The organism is Micromonospora sp. CA-248260 (genome assembly GCF_050942205.1).
Taxonomy (GTDB): domain Bacteria; phylum Actinomycetota; class Actinomycetes; order Mycobacteriales; family Micromonosporaceae; genus Micromonospora; species Micromonospora antibiotica.
The window spans coordinates 698,475-717,304 of the sequence record NZ_CP192021.1 but is presented as its reverse complement, the minus strand read 5'-3'; the positions used below and the strand labels follow the sequence as shown (position 1 = coordinate 717,304).

Annotated in this window: 14 protein-coding genes; 5 read left to right on the top strand and 9 right to left on the bottom strand. The window is 68.3% G+C overall.

The genetic code is table 11. From position 1 onward, the window contains the following. Window positions 1-12: 12 nt before the first annotated feature. Window positions 13-456, top strand: coding sequence for a DDE-type integrase/transposase/recombinase (locus ACQP2H_RS03415; protein WP_433231022.1), 444 nt, complete (start codon window positions 13-15; stop codon window positions 454-456). Between the two features lie 672 nt (window positions 457-1,128). Here ACQP2H_RS03415 and ACQP2H_RS03410 read toward each other — a convergent pair. The 3 genes from ACQP2H_RS03410 to ACQP2H_RS03400 form a co-directional block, all read right to left on the bottom strand. Continuing rightward, window positions 1,129-2,985: an ATP-dependent nuclease gene (locus ACQP2H_RS03410; protein ID WP_433231019.1), complete on the bottom strand. Its 1,857-nt coding sequence runs from the start codon at window positions 2,983-2,985 to the stop codon at window positions 1,129-1,131. 1,501 nt (window positions 2,986-4,486) lie between these two features. After that, window positions 4,487-5,368: a PfkB family carbohydrate kinase gene (locus tag ACQP2H_RS03405; protein WP_433231016.1), complete on the bottom strand. Its 882-nt coding sequence runs from the start codon at window positions 5,366-5,368 to the stop codon at window positions 4,487-4,489. Then, window positions 5,365-6,924 (bottom strand): helix-turn-helix domain-containing protein, encoded by a 1,560-nt coding sequence (locus ACQP2H_RS03400; protein WP_433233431.1) that lies wholly within the window; start codon window positions 6,922-6,924, stop codon window positions 5,365-5,367. The genes ACQP2H_RS03405 and ACQP2H_RS03400 overlap by 4 nt, the downstream gene beginning before the upstream one ends. Before the next feature lie 666 nt (window positions 6,925-7,590). Here ACQP2H_RS03400 and murC point away from each other — a divergent pair. Then, on the top strand, window positions 7,591-9,036 hold the full coding sequence (murC, locus tag ACQP2H_RS03395) for a UDP-N-acetylmuramate--L-alanine ligase (RefSeq protein ID WP_433231014.1): 1,446 nt from the start codon (window positions 7,591-7,593) through the stop codon (window positions 9,034-9,036). A 3-nt stretch (window positions 9,037-9,039) separates the two neighbouring features. Here murC and ACQP2H_RS03390 read toward each other — a convergent pair whose 3' ends face one another. Further along, window positions 9,040-10,428, bottom strand: a complete 1,389-nt coding sequence (locus ACQP2H_RS03390) for a UDP-N-acetylmuramoyl-tripeptide--D-alanyl-D-alanine ligase (RefSeq protein WP_433231011.1) — start codon at window positions 10,426-10,428, stop codon at window positions 9,040-9,042. Between the two features lie 887 nt (window positions 10,429-11,315). On the opposite strand from ACQP2H_RS03390, the gene ACQP2H_RS03385 reads away from it, so the two are divergent. Further along, window positions 11,316-12,158: a hypothetical protein gene (locus ACQP2H_RS03385; RefSeq protein ID WP_433231009.1), complete on the top strand. Its 843-nt coding sequence runs from the start codon at window positions 11,316-11,318 to the stop codon at window positions 12,156-12,158. A 48-nt stretch (window positions 12,159-12,206) separates the two neighbouring features. On the opposite strand, the gene ACQP2H_RS03380 is transcribed toward ACQP2H_RS03385, so the two are convergent. From ACQP2H_RS03380 to ACQP2H_RS03360, 5 genes are all read right to left on the bottom strand, one after another. Then, a complete protein-coding gene (locus tag ACQP2H_RS03380; protein ID WP_433231006.1) occupies window positions 12,207-13,232 on the bottom strand; it encodes an ImmA/IrrE family metallo-endopeptidase in 1,026 nt (341 codons plus the stop codon). A gap of 89 nt (window positions 13,233-13,321) precedes the next feature. Then, the gene (locus tag ACQP2H_RS03375) at window positions 13,322-14,020 is read right to left on the bottom strand and encodes a hypothetical protein (protein WP_433231004.1); all 699 of its coding nucleotides are present in this window, start codon (window positions 14,018-14,020) and stop codon (window positions 13,322-13,324) included. 164 nt (window positions 14,021-14,184) lie between these two features. Beyond that, the gene (locus ACQP2H_RS03370) at window positions 14,185-14,880 is read right to left on the bottom strand and encodes a pentapeptide repeat-containing protein (protein ID WP_433231002.1); all 696 of its coding nucleotides are present in this window, start codon (window positions 14,878-14,880) and stop codon (window positions 14,185-14,187) included. Window positions 14,881-14,933: 53 nt separating this feature from the next. After that, the gene (locus tag ACQP2H_RS03365; RefSeq protein WP_433230999.1) at window positions 14,934-16,394 is read right to left on the bottom strand and encodes a tyrosine-type recombinase/integrase; all 1,461 of its coding nucleotides are present in this window, start codon (window positions 16,392-16,394) and stop codon (window positions 14,934-14,936) included. 175 nt (window positions 16,395-16,569) lie between these two features. Continuing rightward, complete coding sequence (locus ACQP2H_RS03360) at window positions 16,570-16,821, bottom strand: helix-turn-helix domain-containing protein (RefSeq protein WP_308290998.1); 252 nt, start codon at window positions 16,819-16,821, stop codon at window positions 16,570-16,572. A gap of 222 nt (window positions 16,822-17,043) precedes the next feature. On the opposite strand from ACQP2H_RS03360, the gene ACQP2H_RS03355 reads away from it, so the two are divergent. After that, window positions 17,044-17,580 (top strand): plasmid pRiA4b ORF-3 family protein, encoded by a 537-nt coding sequence (locus ACQP2H_RS03355; protein ID WP_219466415.1) that lies wholly within the window; start codon window positions 17,044-17,046, stop codon window positions 17,578-17,580. A gap of 503 nt (window positions 17,581-18,083) precedes the next feature. Beyond that, complete coding sequence (locus tag ACQP2H_RS03350; RefSeq protein ID WP_363817512.1) at window positions 18,084-18,803, top strand: TnsA-like heteromeric transposase endonuclease subunit; 720 nt, start codon at window positions 18,084-18,086, stop codon at window positions 18,801-18,803. The last annotated feature ends 27 nt before the right edge of the window (window positions 18,804-18,830 follow it).

Sequence of the window (18,830 nt, the reverse complement as noted above, 5' to 3'; positions counted from 1 at the left end):
CCTGCGCAAGAAGTGGCGCATTCCGCCACCCAGTCGAACCCGAAGGCGACACCGGCGCCGGATCTGGCCAACCGGCAGTTCACCGCTGCGGTGCCGAACCTGTTGTGGGTCGCTGACGCCACGCGAATCCCCTGCGGCGAGGACGTGTTCTGGCTCGCCGCCGTCCGAGACGTGTTCTCCAACCGCATCGTGGGCTGGCGCTGCTCCGATCGCTGCGACACCGACCTGATCGTCGGCGCCCTCGAATACAACATCTGGTCCCGCGACATCCGCGACGGCCAACTGATCCACCACTCAGACCGCAGGTCGAATCACACGTTGTTCCGCTTCGCGCGATGCCTGGCCGACAACGGCATCCTGCCCTCGATCGGATCGGTCGACGACAGCTATGACAACGCGCTCATGGAGCACTTCTGGGCCACCCTGAAGATCGAAGTGGTCTACCGCAACTTCTGACGAACCCGCGACGAAGCAGAGAACGCGGTCTTCACCATTACGGCTGGCACACCCGCCGCATCCAAAAGAACTCGGCTGGCGATCCCTAGACGGGTGCGAAACCGCTTGGCACACCCACCAGGCACGACAGAACGAGACGACTATCGTTCAGCCTGAGCCCACCGGAGCCAGGCAACAAACCCTCCGAACTGAGGAACCTCAGGAGTCGAGCTTCTCCTTCTTGGCGCTAGATGGCAAGCTCGACGCAACCGTCTTCAGCTCAGCCTCCGCCGGATTGATCACCAAGGACCGAAGTCGGATGATGCGCGGTTGCTGGACTCGCCACGCCCTTCGCTCCAACCGTTCACTGCGGTGAGAATATTGAGCCTATAGTCCGTTTACGCATAGTACTGCGGACAAGCAAACGACGCCCTGACCAGGTGTTTGACCAGGGTTGGGCTAGAAACTGTCGTACGTCCGTGCGATGGTAAGACCGTCGACGGAGGGAGGAGTACCGTGACGCCTGCCGCGCATCGCGTGCGCCATGCCGTGACGCCCCAGCCCAACTCCTGCCGTTGGTGTGGAATACCAGAGCGCGAACACGCACAACGGTGGACCCCTTCGAAGAGGTGGCACACCTGGGAGGCCCCGACTGCCACTCAGCGGCGCGCACGAATGCTCGCGCGAAGCACGTTACGAATCAAGGGCGGCTAGCTTCTCCAGCTGCAGAAATGCGTCGCGGAGTTCTGCAGGAACATCCGCCGCGCTCTTGAGGCTTCGCGTCATCTCATACATCATCGATGCTTTCGAGATGGGACCACTGTCGCTTCCCTCCTTGAATAAGTTCAGCAACGAGGTGCTGAACTTACCGGCGCGTAGCGATTCAACTGCCTCCGGCCCCCAGGGCTCCCCGTCGTTGCGGGGCCAAACCACGCTTGCTACATCGCACCACTGGTCATTCGTGAAGATAAACTCAAATTCCTTATTTGGCGTGCCCACGAATCGCACGTGGTTAACAATATCGATGCCCTCCTTCGCCAGGTTAGCATCGCTGAAAATCTTGTTATTCTTCCGGCTATCAGCATCGATGATCAGCATCACCTGCCGCCCTGATCGTGCCAAATATCCAACGAACTTCAGCGCACCCTCGTTGTTGTGGCATCCAACGATCACTATTCCTGCGGCGTGCACCGGTCGACCTGTGCTAAGACGAAAAAGTAGCGGGAACGACAGTTGCTCCGTTACGCCTTCCACCCCTACGAAGCATCGCTCATGGAGGAGAACCGTGTTGCGCAGCCCCAACGCGATGGCAATGTCGGCAAGGTACTGCCCGTTCGCGTCGTTATCGAGGTCGGACAGCAGTCGATTAATCCTCGTGCGTTCACCTTCGAGCCTAAGGTGAACGATGTCCTCGATAGCGGCACCGTCGATCAGGTTCATGGAGTGGGTCGCTATCACCATCGAGATACCCGGCACTGAGCATTGCTCGCGTATAAGCGCCATAACCCGTCGCTGCTGAAGGTAGTCAAGGTGGGTATCGGGCTCGTCGTATGCCAGAACGACGTGCTGTTGGTCGTCGGCAGCGGGGTGGCTCTCAGCATCGCGTCTGAGGAGCTCGCTTGCCCACTCCCAGACGGCAAGGCTGATCCGGCGATTGCGCCCCGCCCCCACAGTGCCGAGGCTAACGGTCTCACCGTTGGTGCGGGCCAGCAGCAGCTTGGTCGACCGAAGTCCGGAAGTGAAAGACACGTCTGGCTCGACGTCGACGCGGACTAGGTCCGGGCATCGCTGCTGAATATGTTCGACGAGTCCCTGCGCATCCTCGCGAACCCGTCGGCCGAGTTCCGCCTCCAAGTCCCGCACTCGCTGTTTAAGATCCTCGTCTTCAAGGTGGGATCTGTAGCGAGTGTTCAGCGCTGCCCTAATCGCGGCTTCGGCTGATTCGGCGTCGCCGAAAAGCAGGAACTTTGGCAGTGCTGCCCTGGCCTGCTTACTGACCGAAACCCACGCCTGCGTCCGCGGCCGAGTAGCGGCGAACTGGTCAAGTGCGGTCACCCAACTACTTTTGGACCTGGCATCAGCGCTAGCCGTAACGCCGAACCTGCCTGCGATGCGTTTTAAGTCGGCGAGTGGCCGCGCCTCAAGGTTGCGGAGGTTCTCGTCCTCCGGAGCGTCGACTAGCAATTCCAGGCGAACCCCTGACTCCTGGTCGCGGATGCGGCGAATCCGGACCGTGCCGGGAAGCGAAAAGTCTGCTTCCTCCTTCTTCGAGAGTCGAAATTCGCCCTCTACCCAGGTGGTTTCAACCCGCTCGACGGGATCGTGGTCGTCGACTTCGCGCCCTGCCGTGCCATCGCCGCCGGACGCCGTTGCGAAGGTCCGATCCTCGTCAGTGAGCGGATGGGCTCCGAGCAGAAAAGCAAGGGCGCTGATCGTCGCGGATTTCCCGCTGTCGTTAGGGCCCGTCAAGATCGTAGGACGACGCACTGGGATAGGGCCGACATCCTGCAAGCTTCGGAAACCGCACACCGAAATCGAAACGAGCTGCATGCATGTCCTTCCCGCTTCCGCCTCGCCTCCGCCAAACGCGACAGCGTCGCGCGTGCAGCTCGTGATGAGCGTCCCGCGCGAGAAGACAGGCTATACCAGGCCAGTCCCCGCACGTGGTAGGGCCGCAGGTCACTTGGCGCCCGACCCTAGCCGCGCTCGCGTTGCGCCCTAACGGACGCGTGTCAGACGTCCGCAGCCTCTCCATGACCCGGCAACCAAGGCAGTATTCGAGATTGTTTCGCATCTTGTCTCGACCCCGGGCCCTAGACCCCGCCAGTTATCGCGTTGCTCCACGGTCGGCATCCTCAGTAGAATCCGGCCCAAAACTCAAGATCAAGGATACGATGTGGATCTTCATGATCTGAACGACGCGACACGAGCAGCGATGATCGAGGAGGCTGAAGCGGACATCAAGGCGAGAGTCCTCTACATGAGTCGGCGCTTGAACGACCGTGGCACAAGCCGGTGGCCCCAGGTTTTGCTCGATGCCCTACGAAGTGGCGATCCGGCGTCGCTAGCAACCCGCATACAGGCCGAGGCCTTGCTTGTCAGCCGAGAGATCGCTTACCGAAACGGTAAACCATATGAAAGGAAGGTTCCGGCCAATGCGGCTGAAATCTTGGCCGAAGGAGAATTCGTGCGGTTCTACATGAGGGCAGTTTGCATCCAAGCTCTGGACCTAAGCGCGAAGATTCGCGTATATCGCGCCAAGCTCGTCACGAATCCCCGTCCAGAGTCGGGGGTCAAAATCGGGAGTATCGTCAACCCAGCCGAGTTACTTGAAGACCTCCGCCGAAACATCGGAGTCGACACGTTTCTCGGACTGCCATCCGGGCCTAATTCCGGCCTTTGTGTTCGCCTGACCTAATCGCAAGATGCAGCGGTTTCCTCAGCAGGTTTTAGTAGGTGCAATCGCCAGATGCAGGTGGGCGATGTCGGCGGCGATGCCGGTCAATGTACGGGCGGCACGTGGGTAGTCTGGTGGAATCTTGCAGCTCTTCATGCGGGCCAGAGCGTGTTCGGCCTGGGCGCGGATCGTGCGGTGCTGCTTGTTCAGGTCTCTCTTCTACTCGGGCGGTTCGTCGCCGTCGGAAGGTTGCGCTACGCGATGATCACCTCGGGGTTTCCCCGGTAGGCACAGTCGGCCATGACCGGCCACCCGGTGATTTTCTAAACGATGATGCCGTTGCGGTTGCAGGGCTGTGGATCCGAGGGGTCACGACCAAGCGGGTATGGGCGTCAATGCTGACCTGCAGGTTCCTCGAGCAGCGGTAGTTCTTGCTCGGTGCTGCCAGGCGGACGGACAGCCTCTAGTAGACACTGGCGCCACCCGCTACGCGTCGGCCACCTACTACGTAGACTTTCCCTAAGCGGTCTTTGGGCGGCGCCAGTCGCTCGTTTCGGCCGCGTCGGCGTCACTGAGACGGTTCCGCCTAGGACGACGTAGGCCTGCCGGCTACCTGGTGACCTGAAACTAGGCGATGGTTCCCTGCTAGCGGTATCAATCGCCACCTACCACTGCCGTCGCGACGGTGACCGCATCGACGATGGCTTGCCCCAGCGGAGTGTTCTGGGTGAGTCGGGCAGTGAGGGTGCCGAGGAAGTGGTCGCCTGCGCCGGTGGTGTCGGTGGCGTGGACGTGTGGTGCGGGGACCAGCTTGGTGTGTTCGGCGGTGCTGTAGGCGGCACCGCGAGCGCCTGCGGTTACCACGGCTGCCCGTGGTCCCAGCTTATGAAGCTCCTGAGCTGCGGTCGTCGGCTCGGCATGGTGACGGCCGAGGATCGCTGCGGCCTCGTGTTCGTTGCAGACGAAGAGGTCGAGGGCTGCGAGCACGGCTGACCCGAGCGTGGGGTGCGGTACGAGGTTGCCGATGAGTGTCTCGGCTCGGTGGTGCTGGAGGACGGCGTGGACGGCGTCGGGTGGAAGGTCGAGCTGGGTGAGCACGGTTGGTGCGTGCAGCCGCCGTAGCGCGTCGCGCACCTGGTCGGCGGTGAGTTCTGTGGCGGGAGACAGTGCGAGGACGATGTGGTTCTCGGCGTCGGGGGTGACTTCCACGATCGCCACGCCGGTCGGTGCCGACGGTATGAGCTGGAAGTACGACACGTCGACGCCCGCGTCGGTGAGGGCGCGTTGCAGGAAGGTGCCCCATTCGTCGGTGCCGGCGTTGGCGACCAGGGTGGTCCGGGCACCTGCGCCGGCAGCGGCCCTGGCCTGGTTGAGGCTCTTTCCGCCGGCTGTGGTGGTGGCGGGTGCCGAGGCGAATGTCGTGCGGCCCGGCTGGGGTCGCTGGGGGGTCCGGACGGTGATGTCGATGTTGGCGCGGCCGACGACGATCACCTGCGGTGGCGATGGGGACGTCTCGTCGGGCTGGTGTTCGGTCATCCGGTGGCGGCGACCCGGTCGAGGAGTTCCCGGACCTGCGGGTGGTGGGAGAAGGGCTTGAGCTGTCGGGTCAGGGCGAGGATGTCCCGGTGGACGCGTGCTGAGCCGGTCGTGGTGGCGAGGGTCAGCGCTTCGTCGGCGGTGGTCGCGGCCTGCTCCGGTTCGGCGGCGGCCAGGTAGGCGTGTGCTGTCCGGGAGAGGTACATGCCGCGTTCCCGCCGGTAGCGGTCAGGCCAATGGTTGACGGCGGTGGTGAAGCTGGTGATGGCCAGGTGTGGTTGGTTGAGGCGGAGCCATCCCTCGCCCTCCTGGGCGGCCAGGTACGGCGGTGTGCAGAAGGATCCGAGCGCGTGCTCGTCGTCGGTGGCCGGGTCGGTCGCGACGAGCGTGTGGGCGCGCTCGATCGCGGTCTGGAAGCCGGTGGTGTCGTTGTCGAGGGTGCTGCCGTGTGCTTCCTGCACGGCGGCGAAGGCGTGGACGAGCGGGGGCACGTCGGGGTGGCGGGAGGCGGCGCGGGCCAGTCCGACGACGCGGTCGTCGTCACCGGTGCCGACCATGCGTTGCGCCCTGCGTGCCAGCACGTAGGAGCTGAATTCCCGGTCGTCGGCCTCTTGGGCCATGCCGGACGCGCGGTCGAGCCAGCGGTCCCCGGCTGCCCGGTCGCCGAGGTCGTCGCTGAGCCAGCCGCCGAACTCGCTCCAGCGGGCCTCGGTGCTCAGAAGCCGGTCGCGAAGCTGCCCCCGGGCCTGTCGGCGGAGGGCGGCGATCTGCGTGATCTGCTGCTCGACGGTCGCCAGGATGGTGCGCCCGCCGAGCTTGTCGTCGGCCTGCACCAGGAGGGCGCGGAGTTCGGCGAAGTGGTCCACGACAGCGGGGTCGACGGCTGTCGGGCGGGACGCTCCAACAGGGCCTGCAGCCTTCAGGGCGGTGAGACCGGCGGCGAGTTCCAGCAGTGCCCGCCGGGTCACCCGGAATGACATCGCCTGCCCGTCGGACATGACCTCAAGGGTAGCCGTGGCGACGCCGTCACGGTGCTCCTCGTCAGGTGTGAGGGCGATGTCGGCAACAGCCGACATCGGTGCCACAGTGCAGGGCATGGTGTCCGCGATCGCGTCTACACCATCGCTCGGCGTTGCAGGGTGAGCGCGATCGCGCGGATCCGCAGTGCCGGCAGCGACCGCTGGCTGCCACGAGCTCGACAGTGGAAGGTCGTCATCGTGGGGTACCGGTGTCAGGGCAGCGGCGATCCGGGCCATCCGCGCCTGTTCACGGGCCAAGGCGCTCTGCGCTCGGTACCGTGCCTGCAGCTCAGCGACCTTCCGGTGCTGCGCGATGAGCGCGCCGTCTGCCGAGAGCGCCTGATCGGCAAGCTGCCAGAAGCTGGCGGGTGACTGGCTCCGGCCGATCTCGAGGTTGGCGACGGTGCTTCGGGAGTAGCGGATTCGCGCGGCCAGGCTGGCCTGTGTCAGCCCTGCGGCCGCCCGCCGCGCGGTCAACTGCGCGCCGAGCGCCTTCTGCGACTCGGTCACCTGCTCCGGCGTAATCAGCATCCACATCACCGACCAGTTGTGTGATCAGAATTGTCATTCGAAATGTCGGCAGTTTGTCAGAGCTGGCCGACACTCCCGCCGACCGGGTGTTCTGATCCTGCCACAGCGGATCGAGAGAAGCCACTGGCGGCACCGCGAATGGGTTGCTGTCCGATAACGAGCCCAGCGTGTTGACCCAGCGGGTGCCATCAGTTCGATCGGCGTCGTCAAGCGCTCGAAGTGGAGCTCTCGAACGTCAGAACTGGGAGGGCTGAATGCTCTGAATCGTGGCCGGTGGTGCCGGCATGTATCGCTCTCGGGTGTCGGAAGGGAAGGACCTTTAGTGGAGGCTCGATCACGGCGGCTCCCGGACACGGCGGTGGTGGATCGCACTCCGATTCACGCTGACGCGATCACCGACCCTCGCAATCCCTCGCCGACCTGCCGCAAGCAGTCGTCTGCTCACCTCGCGCGCCTTCGTCGCCAGAACGGGGTGCACAGGTAGCCGGAGCGCCCGTCACCACCGGGCCAATCGGCGACACACGGACAGAGGTCGCTCAGCCGAGTTGATGACCCGGGGCCGACCCCGACCGCACCGCAAGGAGGACCCCTCTCACGGAAGGACCGGACAGCCCAGCCCAACAGGTACGTGGCACCAGCCCGACACGCTTTCGCAGAAGGAGAAACGACACCATGACCGACACGATCACTGGTAACCCGACGATCGAGGCCTACACCGGCGAGGTGGATCTGTCCCGTGCCCACTTCGTGGGCATCGGCGGCAGCGCCATGTCCGGCCTGGCCCGCCTCCTGGCCGCGCTGGGACACGAGGTGAGCGGCAGCGACGTGCACGACTCGACCAACCTGGCAGGACTGCGCAGCATCGGCGTGCGGGTGCACGTCGGACACGACGCCGGGCACATCGCCGGGGCGAGCTGCGTCGTCTACACCACCGTGGCCCGCAACGCTCCGGAGATCGACGCCGCCCGCGCCGCAGGTATCCCGGTGGTGCACCGGGCACAGGTGCTCGACGCCCTCGCGGCGACCCGCCGGCTCATCGCGGTGTCCGGATCGCACGGCAAGTCGACCACGACGGCCATCGTGGCCCATCTCCTGCGCACCCTGGGCGAGGATCCCACGTACCTGATCGGGGCCGACCTGACAGGCCCGGGTTCCGGTGCCCACCTGGGCCGGTCACCGCTGCTGGTGGCCGAGGCCGACGAGTCCGACCGGTCGTTCCACTTCCTCACCCCGTTGATCGCCGTGATCACCAACGTCACCGACGACCACCCGGAGAACTTCGTCGACCACGCCGCGCTCCTGCGCGCCTACGTCGGCTTCGGTAGCCGGATCGCGCCCGCCGGCTTCCTCGTCGTCAACGCCGACTGCGTCGGCGCCACCGTCGCCGCCGACGTCATCCAGAGTGAGCGGCCTGACGTGACGGTGCTGCGGTACGGCCGGGACCGCTCCGCCGACGTGCGCCTGACCGACACCCGGGTCGACGGGTGGTCCGGCGTGGCCACGGTGCGGATGCCCGACGGCGGTGAAGTCACGTTGTCCCTGCCGACCCCGGCACCGCACCACCTGGACAACGCGGCAGCCGCCATGGCGTGCGCGTCCGTACTCGGCCTGGATCCCGTGGGCGCGGCCGCGGCGGCGGGCACCTTCCCGGGGGTACGTCGCCGCTTCGAGCACGTCGACACCCGTGCCGGGGTCACGGTGGTCGACTCGTACGCCGATCACCCGCACGAGATCGCCGCCGATCTCGACGCCGCCCGCGCCCTGGCCAGTGGACGGGTGATCGTGGCGTTCCAGCCGTCCGGTCACGCCCGGGTGCTGGCGTTCGGCGCGCGGATCGGCCAAGTCCTGGCCGACAAGGCCGACCATGTCCTGCTGCTCGACGTGCACGGCACCGTCCCACCGGGCCACTCGCGGGCGGACGTCTCGTCCATCGCCGCCCGGCTGCCGAAGGGTCGCTACCGCATGTCCGCCGACCCGGATCAGGTGGGCCGGCTCGTGGGCGGGCTGGCGAGGCCGGGTGACGTGGTGCTGACGATGGGCACCGGCGACGTGACCGGCTACCAGCGGGTGATCATGGACAGCCTCGGCAGCCGGTCCGAGGTGCTGCTGTCCGCCTGACCTTCACGCCGTGACAGCGCCGGGCTCCTCGACCAGCTTGTCGGCAAGCATCAGGAGCCCGGCGCTGTTGGCGGCCTTGACCAGGACGACGTCGCCCGGACGCAGCCCGTCACGCAGCAACTCCCACGCCGCCGCCACGTCGGCCGCCCGATCGACCACCGTCACGCCGCCGGCGGCGGCGCCGGCGGCGTAGTGGGCGGCGGCCACGCCACCGATCGCGACCAGCCAACCCGCGCCGACCTCGACGACCTGCCGGCCGATCTCCCGGTGCACCTGAGCGGCGTGTTCACCCAGCTCGGCCATCTCACCCAGCACCGCGACCGCCCGCCGGTCCCCACCGGTCATCGTCCGCAGGGCCCGCAGTGCCGCCCGCATGGCATCCGGTGCCGCGTTGTAGGCGTCGTTGATGATCGTCACCCCGTCCGGGCGGGTGGTGACCTGCATCCGTCCCGGTGACACCGCCTCGGCCCGCGACAACACCTCGGCCACCGCCCCGACCGGATGCCCGAGGCCCAAGGCGACGGTGGCGGCGGCCAGCGCGTTGGACGCCTGGTGCAGCCCGTACAGGCGCAGCCGTACCCGTGCGGCCTGCCCCTCGTGGACGAGCCGGAACGCCGCGCGGCCCAACTCGTCGACCGTCACGTCCTCGGCCTGAACGTCGGCCGGCCCGTCGATGCCGTAGGTGAGGACCCTCGCCCGGGTGCGGGTGGCCATGGCGGCCACGAGCGGATCGTCGCCGTTGAGCACCGCCAACCCGCCCTCGCCCGGCAGTGCCTCCACGATCTCGCCCTTGGCCAGCGCGATGTTCTCCACCGACCCGAACTCGCCCAGGTGCGCGTGTCCGACCCGCGTCACGACACTGACCGACGGCGGGGCGAGCCGGGTCAGGTAGGCCACGTGCCCGACGCCCCGGGCCCCCATCTCCAGCACCAGGTAGCGGGTGTCGGCGGTGGCTCGGGTGACCGTGTACGGCAGGCCGAGCTCGTTGTTGTTCGACGCCCGGTTCGCGACCGTCTCCCCGAACGCCGACAACACCTGCGCCAGGATGTCCTTGGTCGAGGTCTTCCCCACCGACCCGGTCACCCCGATCACCGTCGTGTCCGGCAGGCGGTCGACGACCATGCGGGCCAGCCGGCCGTATGCGGTGGGCACGTCGTCGACGACGACAGCGGGGACACCGACCGGCCGGGACGCCAGGACCGCCACCGCGCCCGCCTCCACCGCCTGCGCGGCGTAGTCATGGCCGTCGACCCGCTCACCGGGCAGCGCGACGAACATCCCACCCGGCTCGATCCGCCGGCTGTCGAACACCACCGGCGCCGTGACCGTCACCTCGTCGGACCCGTCCCGCACCGTCGCGCCCACGGCGGCGGCGATCTCTCCCAGAGTCATCGCAAGCACACCGACGAACCTACCGCCCGAGGATATGGACCAGCCGCAGATCCGGACACAGGCCACCGACCGCAAGTCGTACCCGAAACACCAGGTCCGGACGTTGGCACCGCTTCTCGCCATGCGCGGACCCACGACATAGGGAGTTTGTCGGAGTTCGACTCCGACAAACTCCGACAGCGCACCTCTTGACTGCCCTTGGTGTGGTCGTGCCGCAGTTCGGACTAGCGTGGCGGAATGCCGCCAGCCAGCGAGGCCCAGCGGCGACAATGAACGTGGCGGCGGAAACCCGGCTTGGTGCGCAACAAGGTCATCGGGCCGGTGCGCCTGATGATGGGCGTACGCGAGGTATAGGGCCAAGGCCCCCGCGGCGTCGGCGACCTCGTCGAGAAGCTCCACTGCGGCCCGACGAATACCGGTCCCGTCCGAGGACCGAGCGGCATTGAGGGCCTCACTGTCAGGCGGTGGCGTCGACCGGGTCGCGCACCGGCTCGTTCCCGGGATCGTCACCCGTGACCGCCGGACATGCCCGGCACAGTGCTGACCAGGGCTGTCAGTGCTGCACACACCCCCTGACAGGCCCTCCGTGCCGTCCCTACCCGGTCCAGACACCCTCCCGATCGGGAGGGAACCTCTTCCTGCCCAGGAGGAACGTCGCGTAACTTACTGTTTCCGCCACTCGGCTTGCCCATCGAGCCCAAGACGCCAAGACCGCCGATGTGGGGACCCATGCGTCGAGCCGGGAATCCGGTCCACCTCCGTACCGGCTTCCCACACGGCGTTTTCATCGAGCCCGGTCGGCGGGTTCGTTCGCCTGCGTGGGTGGGGCGGCGGGGGTGGTCGGATCTCGCTCGACGCGCTTCCGAGCGGTCGGGAGACTGGCGGTCGTGAGAGCCGAGATGGTGTTCCCGGACGGCGCGTGGCAGGAGGTCAGGTTCGGCCTGTTCGAGCCGACCCTCGACTACAGCGGCAGCGCGTGGGCCCGGGACGTCCTCGACCCGTGGGTTGCCGCCCATTCGTCGATCCTGGCGGCGTTGCGGCAGGTCGGCGAGCCGAGGATGGCCGCCGTCGCGTTGGCGCACGAGGACCTGTGGACGTTGTACGCGTTGAGCAGGGTGATGGACTTGCTGATCCTGCCCGGCCAGCCGCCCGCCACCGATCCCGGCGACCCTACGGACTGGCTTCCGGCTTCGGCGTACCGGCGGTTCGTCGCGGCGATCGGCGGCACGTTCCCGGCGGGGGAAGGGTTCCATCCGTTCCTGCACGAGATCGTCGAGGTCGAGCCGGCAGACGATCCGCAGGCGTCGCCGGTGCTGGCCGGGCAGTGGTGGCCGGGTTGCCTGGTCGGGTCGCTCCTGCTCATGCGCGGCGGCGTGCGCGTCCGCGCCGGTGCCGACCACCTGGATCCTGGGCTCGCCGCGACCTCGACGTTGTACTGGGCGTGGCGGCGGCGGTACCGGCAGGTGGCCGACCTGTCGCACGGTTGGGGCAGCAACTCGCAGTGGCGTACCGGCTTCCGCCGTGACTACCGGCTGGCCGACCGGCTCGTCTACAACGCCGACGCGGCGCTGGACCCGACCCCTCCGCGTCCCGGCGGCCCGGACCCGAGCACGGACGTGGACCTGCTGCGGTACCGGTGCAGCACCCTGATCGACCACGGCGACGACCAGTGGGTGTGGGACAGCCACCACGTCGAACCGACAGCACCCACCGCCACACCGCCTGAGTAAGCGATGCACCCCGAGCGGAGATCCTCTGGCCGGGAGGGCCCGGCTCCGTCAGGGGCTGGTTGGGGTGAGTCGTAGTTCGGGGAGGTGTTCGGTGGCGGCGTCGATCACGGTGCGGGCGAGGGTTGCCGGGAGGCCGGCCTGCGCGGCGAGGTCCTCGATGGTGGTGTGCTGCTGGTTGAGGAGGTCGACGGCCTTGCCGAGGAGGGAGGGTTGTTCGCGGGGGCCGAGGTCGCCGGGTTCGGGGTGGCCCCACTGGGCGAGCAGGCTCATCCCGCGCCGGTAGGTGTGGTCCCGGTAGACGCCGAGGTCGTGTCCCCGGTAGACGAGGGCTTTCAGGCTGATGCCCCAGCGGCGTTTCAGCTCGTGCAGCCGGTCGAAGTCCAGCCGGGCGGGAAGCTCGGCGGCGAGGGTGGTGCTGGGGGCGAGGAACTCGGAGGCGAAGGCGGTGGCCTCCCGTTCCAGGAGTTGGCTGCCCGGCTCGGCGTCGTGGTGCAGCAGCAGGTGGCCGAGTTCGTGGGCGGCGTCCATCCGGGAGCGGGCCTTGTCGTTCTTGGCCGGGTTGAGGAAGACGAACGGCCGCTGGCCGTACCAGTGTGAGAACGCGTCGACCCGTTCGGAGGCGTCCGGTAGGGACAACACGATCACCCCGTGCGCCTCCAGCAGCCGCACCATGTGCGGCACCGGCCCGTCGTCGAGCCCGAACTCCGCACGTGCCGCCGCGGCGACCGTGCGGACGTCCTCGGCCCGCGCCGGTTCCGGCCAGTCGAGCTGCGGCAGCCGCAACTCCGGCAGCCGCAACTGCCGGCCCACGGCCTCGACGACCCGCCAGGCGACCTCACCGAACGCCTCCGCCTGGTCCCGCTCCGCCTGACTGGTGGCCCGCAGGCTACGGAAGTGCGCCCGCCCCGGCGACGCCGGAGCCGGGACACCGGCGGCGAAGAACTCCACAGGCATCGCCAACGCCAACGCCAACCGCGCCAGCACCGCCGCCGAGGGGCGGGCCTGCCCCAACTCGTACTGGCTGACCGCCGCCGCCGTCACCCCGACCTGCCGGGCCAACTCGTTCTTCCGCATCCGCCGCCACCTGCGCGCCAACCCCAGCGCGTGCGGCTCGAACCCCGCCACGGCCACGGTGACCGGCACCGGCGGGCGAATCCCGCCCGTCACGCCCGTCGGCCGGCGACACCGAGGGTACGGCCGGCACCGGAGGCGGGCCGCAGCGTCCCGAGCGGCAGCTCCGGCACGGGCAGCTCGTCGTGGCGCTGCCCAGGCACCCCGACCGGGCCGGCGACGATCGGCAGCGGCGTCCCCACAGTGACAGCGTCACCGAACCACAGCATCACCTCGAACCACGGCGACCCGCCCTCACGGTTGTCACGGGGCAACCCGAGGTAGGCCGTCGCCTTACCCGTGCCGATGTCACCGGTGTGCGCGACCCGCAGGTGCCGCTTCGGGGGCACCACCCCGGCGAAGACCTCCGGGAACTGCTCGGCGTCGTCGAAGGCCAACTGCCCGTCGCGGCTGTTCTCCACCGCCCCACCCAGTCGGGCTTCGCTGCCCTCCCACCGGATCGACTCGATCCCACCCTGCAACGAATACAACCGCACCACATAGCCGGCGCAGAGGATCTCCAGCGAGTTGTCCTCCACCCGCACCCGTACCCCGTCGATCCCGTCGAAGGACGCCTTGCCGAGGTTCGTCAGGTTCCGCCACACCGTGGTGCCGAAACTCATCGCGTCGTCGCCGAGTTCCGGCTCGTGCCGGTCCGCCGCGCGCCGGTACACCTGCCGGATCAACCCGCCCAGCGGCTCCAGCACGCCCCGCTCGTCCAGCACCGCCACCGCGTCATCCAGCAACCCCATGCCGCAGAATCTAGTCCATACCGCAGTTGATGTTGCGGAAATCAAGCAGCCGACACGCCCGGCGTCGAACAAGCTGCCGCCAACGCAGCCTCACCGAATGACGCCAGAGGCACTTCACCCGCCGCCCGGGCAGCCCTCCCGACGCGGCTTCGGGTGCGACAGACCTACTCGTCGTCGGGGTCCTCGATGCGGACGCCCAGTGCCCCGGCGAGGGCGTAGGACAGGGCGATGAGGTCCTGGTGGGCGAGGATCGCGCCGGTCATGCTGGTCACGCCGCCGATCCCGGTGAGGTCGCAGCGGGTGAAACGGGTGCCGTCCATGCCCGCCTGGGAGAACTGGGCGCCGGTCAGGTCGCAGTCGGTGAAGCGGGTGCCGCGTAGGTCCGCGTGCTGGAAGTCGGCGCGGGTCAGGTTGCAGCCCTCGAACGCCACGTTCGAGAAGGTGGTGAACCGCCACGACGACAGGTCGAGTCGGCAGTCCGCGATCGTGACGTCCCGCAGTACCCCGTTGACCCACTGCAGGCCCGTCATCCGCGCCGTGGACAGCCGTACCCGGAGCATCGACGACCTGTCCGTCCGCAGGTTCGCCAGGTTCGTACCCTCGAACACGCAGTCGGTGAACCGCGCCGCCTCCAGTCGGGTACCGCTGAGGTCGGTGCGGGTGAGGCGGCACCGGGTGAACTCGGCCCCGTCCGCCGACCGCCCGGACAGGTCGAGATCGCCCAGGCCCAGCCGCTCGAACGTCGCCTCGTCGCCGATGGTCAGGTCGCTGGCGGAGGTCAGGTCCGGCGACGCCGGCAGTTTCGGTGCCGCCGGAGCCCGCCACCGGGCGGCACCACGAACGGACGAACGCGCCACCATGCCGCGCACGCTAGCCCAACAGGTGCAGACCGCCGACGGCGGCACGCGGGCGGTCAGGCGGTTCTGGGCCGGTTCCGGCGGATCTTCTCCGCGACGGCGTCGGCGGCGTCGTGGTGCATCGCCCTGGTGACGCTCTGGTACGTGTCGCGGGTGAGGGTGGTGGTGGAGTGACCGAGCTGCTCGGAGACAACCTTGATGTCCACCCCGGCGGCCAGGGCGATGGTGGCCGCGCTGTGCCGCAGGTCGTGCAGGCGGGTCGGCGGTAGCCCGGCCTGGCGCACAAGCCTACGGAAACGCTGGGTGACCCCGCTGGGATGCCACGGCCGGCCGTCGGGGCGGACGAAGAACAGGCCCGTGTCGGGCCACGCCTCACCGGCGGCCAGGCGCCACTGGGCGCGGCGGGCCCGGTAGGCGGCGAGAACCCTGACCGTCTCGGCGTCGAGGGCGAGGTCACGGTTACCCGCCCTGCTCTTGGGCTTCTTGCGTACCGCGGTGTAGCCGTGGGTGGCGATCTGCTGGTTGATCGTCAGCTCCCGCCTGTCGAGGCGGACCTCGGCGTCGAGCAGCCCACAGACCTCGCCACGCCGGGGACCCCGGTAGGCCATGAGGTGCCACATCGGGTACAGGTCGGGCGCGTGCACCCGGGCGTGGTCGAGGAACGCGACGATCTGCTCGTCGGTCCACACCATGACCGGACCGGGAACCTGCCCGGTGGCCCTCCACCGCTCCACGCGTTCGGCCTCCCACACGATCGGCACCGGCCGGTCGCCGGGAACCTTGACCAGCGCGGCCGGGTTGGAACCGACGATCACCTCCTCGGCGAGAGCGTCGTTGATCGCCTTACGCAGGCAGGCGCGGATACGCTGCCGGGTCGACGCGCCCGTGGTCCGGACACCGACAACCGACGCACGCACGTCAGGGTCGCCGCTGGCCCTCGCCGCACGGATCTCCTGGTTGCGGCGTTCGATCGCGGCGAACATGGCCCTGATGTGGCCGGTACGCAGCCGGTCCAGCGGGACCTCCCCGAGATGCGGGATCAGGTGCACCCGGACGAGCGACTCGTAACCACACACGGTGTTGTCATCGACGGTCAGGTGCGTGAGCCACTCGGTGAGGTACTCGCCGACGGTCACCATGTCAGCCAGCGAACCGTCACCACGCAACCGTTGCCGGATCCGGTCCACCTCGGGCAGCGGCCGGCCCGACCGCACACAGGTCTGCAACAGGTCGGCGATCTCGGTACGACGGCCCCGGTCCCGGACCGCGAGGGCGAGCAGGGCCCGCGCGTGGTCCAACTCGGCGGCGGCGTCACGGCGGGTCGACAGCCCGGACCGGCGCAACTGCCGACGCCGACCGTCACCGGTCGGCGGCAGTTCCAACTGATAGGTCCAGTGACCGTGCTCGAAACTCCAGGACCGGTTGGGGCGACGCAGCTTCGGGCACTCGTTGCCCAACGGCCTGCCGGTATCGGGATGGCGGCAGCCGCAGCGTTTGAAGATGCTCCCGTCTGGCATAGCTCGTGGTGCTCCTCGGGTTCGTGGTGCGGCATCGGTTTGTCGATCGACATCCACGCGTGACACGCCGCGACGATCAAGTCATCGACGGACACCGACCGTCGGCGGGGTCGACGCTGCGGCCGGCGGGTCCGCCCTCCGGTCCCGGCGAGACCGGAGGGCAGCACGGAGGCGGTCAGGGCGGGTCCCCGACGCTGTCGGCGTCCCCTGCGTGCGGCCCGGGACCGCTCGGATGCGGCAGGTGCAGCATGGCCAGGATCGGCGCGGTCGGTACCCGGTAGCGGGCACCGACCCGGTACAGCGGCGTGGGAAACGCGTCACGGCGGGCCAACTTGTAAGCGGCCGAACGGGACATGCCCAGGACGGCAGCGGCCGTGGCGAGGTCCGTGCTCGGACCCAACGCGCGGATCCGCTCGGCCGTCCACACCTGCCGCTCCTCACAACGGGACACCCCACCGGTGGCGGGTGTAGCGGTTCGGGTTCGTCGTGGCGGTCGCATGCTCAGTCTCCCTGATGAAGAAACTCGCGGTGGCATGGTGAAAGACCCGGCGACGAAGGACGCCGGGTCCGAGCGGTGCGAGGCGTGTCTTGGTGTACGGGCCGTAGAGCGGCGGTAGCGTGGTCGGCCGGCGGCAGCGGGAGGTGAACGGTGGCCCGGACGTGGCTGTCGATCCGGGTCGAACTCGTCTCCGGGCGGGGCGAGGACTACTGGCCCCGACCGGGCCGAATCATCGCCGCCGCCAGATCTCACACGTTCGAGCAACTGGGCACAGCCATCGACCTGGCCTTCGCCCGCTGGGACCTGGCGCACCTACGGCTGTTCACCCTGGCCGACCAGACCCCGGTCTGCTCCTTCCGGACCTGGGAAGACACACCGGACGGCGCGGTGGACAGCGAAAGGACCACACTGAACCGACTCGCGCCAGGTGATCAGTTCGCCTACGTGTTCGACATGGGCGACGACTGGGCCCACCTGTGCACCGTCGCCGACCACCGCGTCGACCCACTCGACGAACTCGGCCTGGCGGTCGCCCAACCCACCCCGTACCGGGGCTGGGGCGACATACCGGACCAGTACGGCCGCCGCTGGGACAGCGACGACGGGTCCGCCGCGCCGAGACGACCCAGCAATCCCCTGGCCGACCTGCCGCCCATCCTGCCCTGGTGGGGACCCCGACGGGGGTAGCTACAGCCGACGAACGTCGTCGCCGGCCACCACGTCCGCGCAGCGCCACGTGTCGTAGGTGACGTCGGCGGACGGCGGTGACCTGGCCGACCACTGTCTGCCCCTGACAGAGCGATGGGAACCCGGCGCGAGACGAGGAAACCCGCTGCAGCGACTGGCCAAGCGGGCTGAGGTCGTCCGGCATCGACCGGCCGGCTGCCGACCATGCTCACCGGCCACGATGCGCTCACACCCCCAAACCGGGCTCTGTCAGCTCTGGCGAACACTTCCCAGCCTCACAGCCCTCTGACAGCGACGACTCACAAGGCCACGGCGACTGTCCTTTCTCAGTTGACCTGCTCGTTTCTCAATGTTTCTGCTCCGATGGGCAGGTTTTCTCAGTCAAGGTGCTCTGGCTTCCTGTGAGCGGGTGACCGCCAGGGGGTTTCTCACAGGGCTGCGGCTCGTTTGTCAGGTTCGTGAGATTCTCTTCGGATTCCGTCACCGCTGCGCGCGTCATCGATGTGGCCGACTTCAGGGTCGAGTTCGTCGGTGAGGGCGGTGAGCTGCGCTGTGAGCCGTTGACGCGCTGTGGTGGGGTGCGGTTCGAGGACGTCGCGCCGGCGCGGTCGTTCGCGATGTTCAAGGGTCAGCGGAACTTCCCGGGCCGGTGGTGGTCGTCGACTGTTGTCGGGCATGTGGGCTACGAGTCGTGGCTGGAACGTGATCATGTGATGCTGCTGGACTTCGATCCGGCGGTGGTGGGGATCGCCTCGCAGCCGTTCTGGTTGTCCTGGCCGGCGGGAGACGGGGTGCGCCGTCATCTGCCGGACTACTTCGCCCGCGTCGACGACGGCACCGGGCTGGTGATTGATGTGCGCCCCGACGGGCGGATCAAGGCTCGTGACGCGGAGGCGTTCGCGGTGACGGCTGCGGCCTGCTCCGCGGTGGGGTGGCGGTTCCGCAGGGTTGGTGCCGTGGAGTCGGTGTTCGCGGCGAACGTGCGCTGGTTGTCGCGGTATCGGCATCCGCGGTGCGGCCGGCGTGAGGACGTCACCGCCCGGCTGGTGGAGGTGTTCGACCAGCCCACGCCGTTGTTCGAGGGCGCCGCGCGGGCCGGTGATCGGCTGTTGGTGCTGCCGGTGCTGTTTCACCTGCTCTGGCGGCAGGTGCTGGCGGCGGATCTGGCTGGTGCGTTGGTGGGCCCGGCGACGGTGGTGCACGTGGCGAGACCGCCGTGGTGAGCGGGCGGCGGCTGCCCCGGCTGCGTG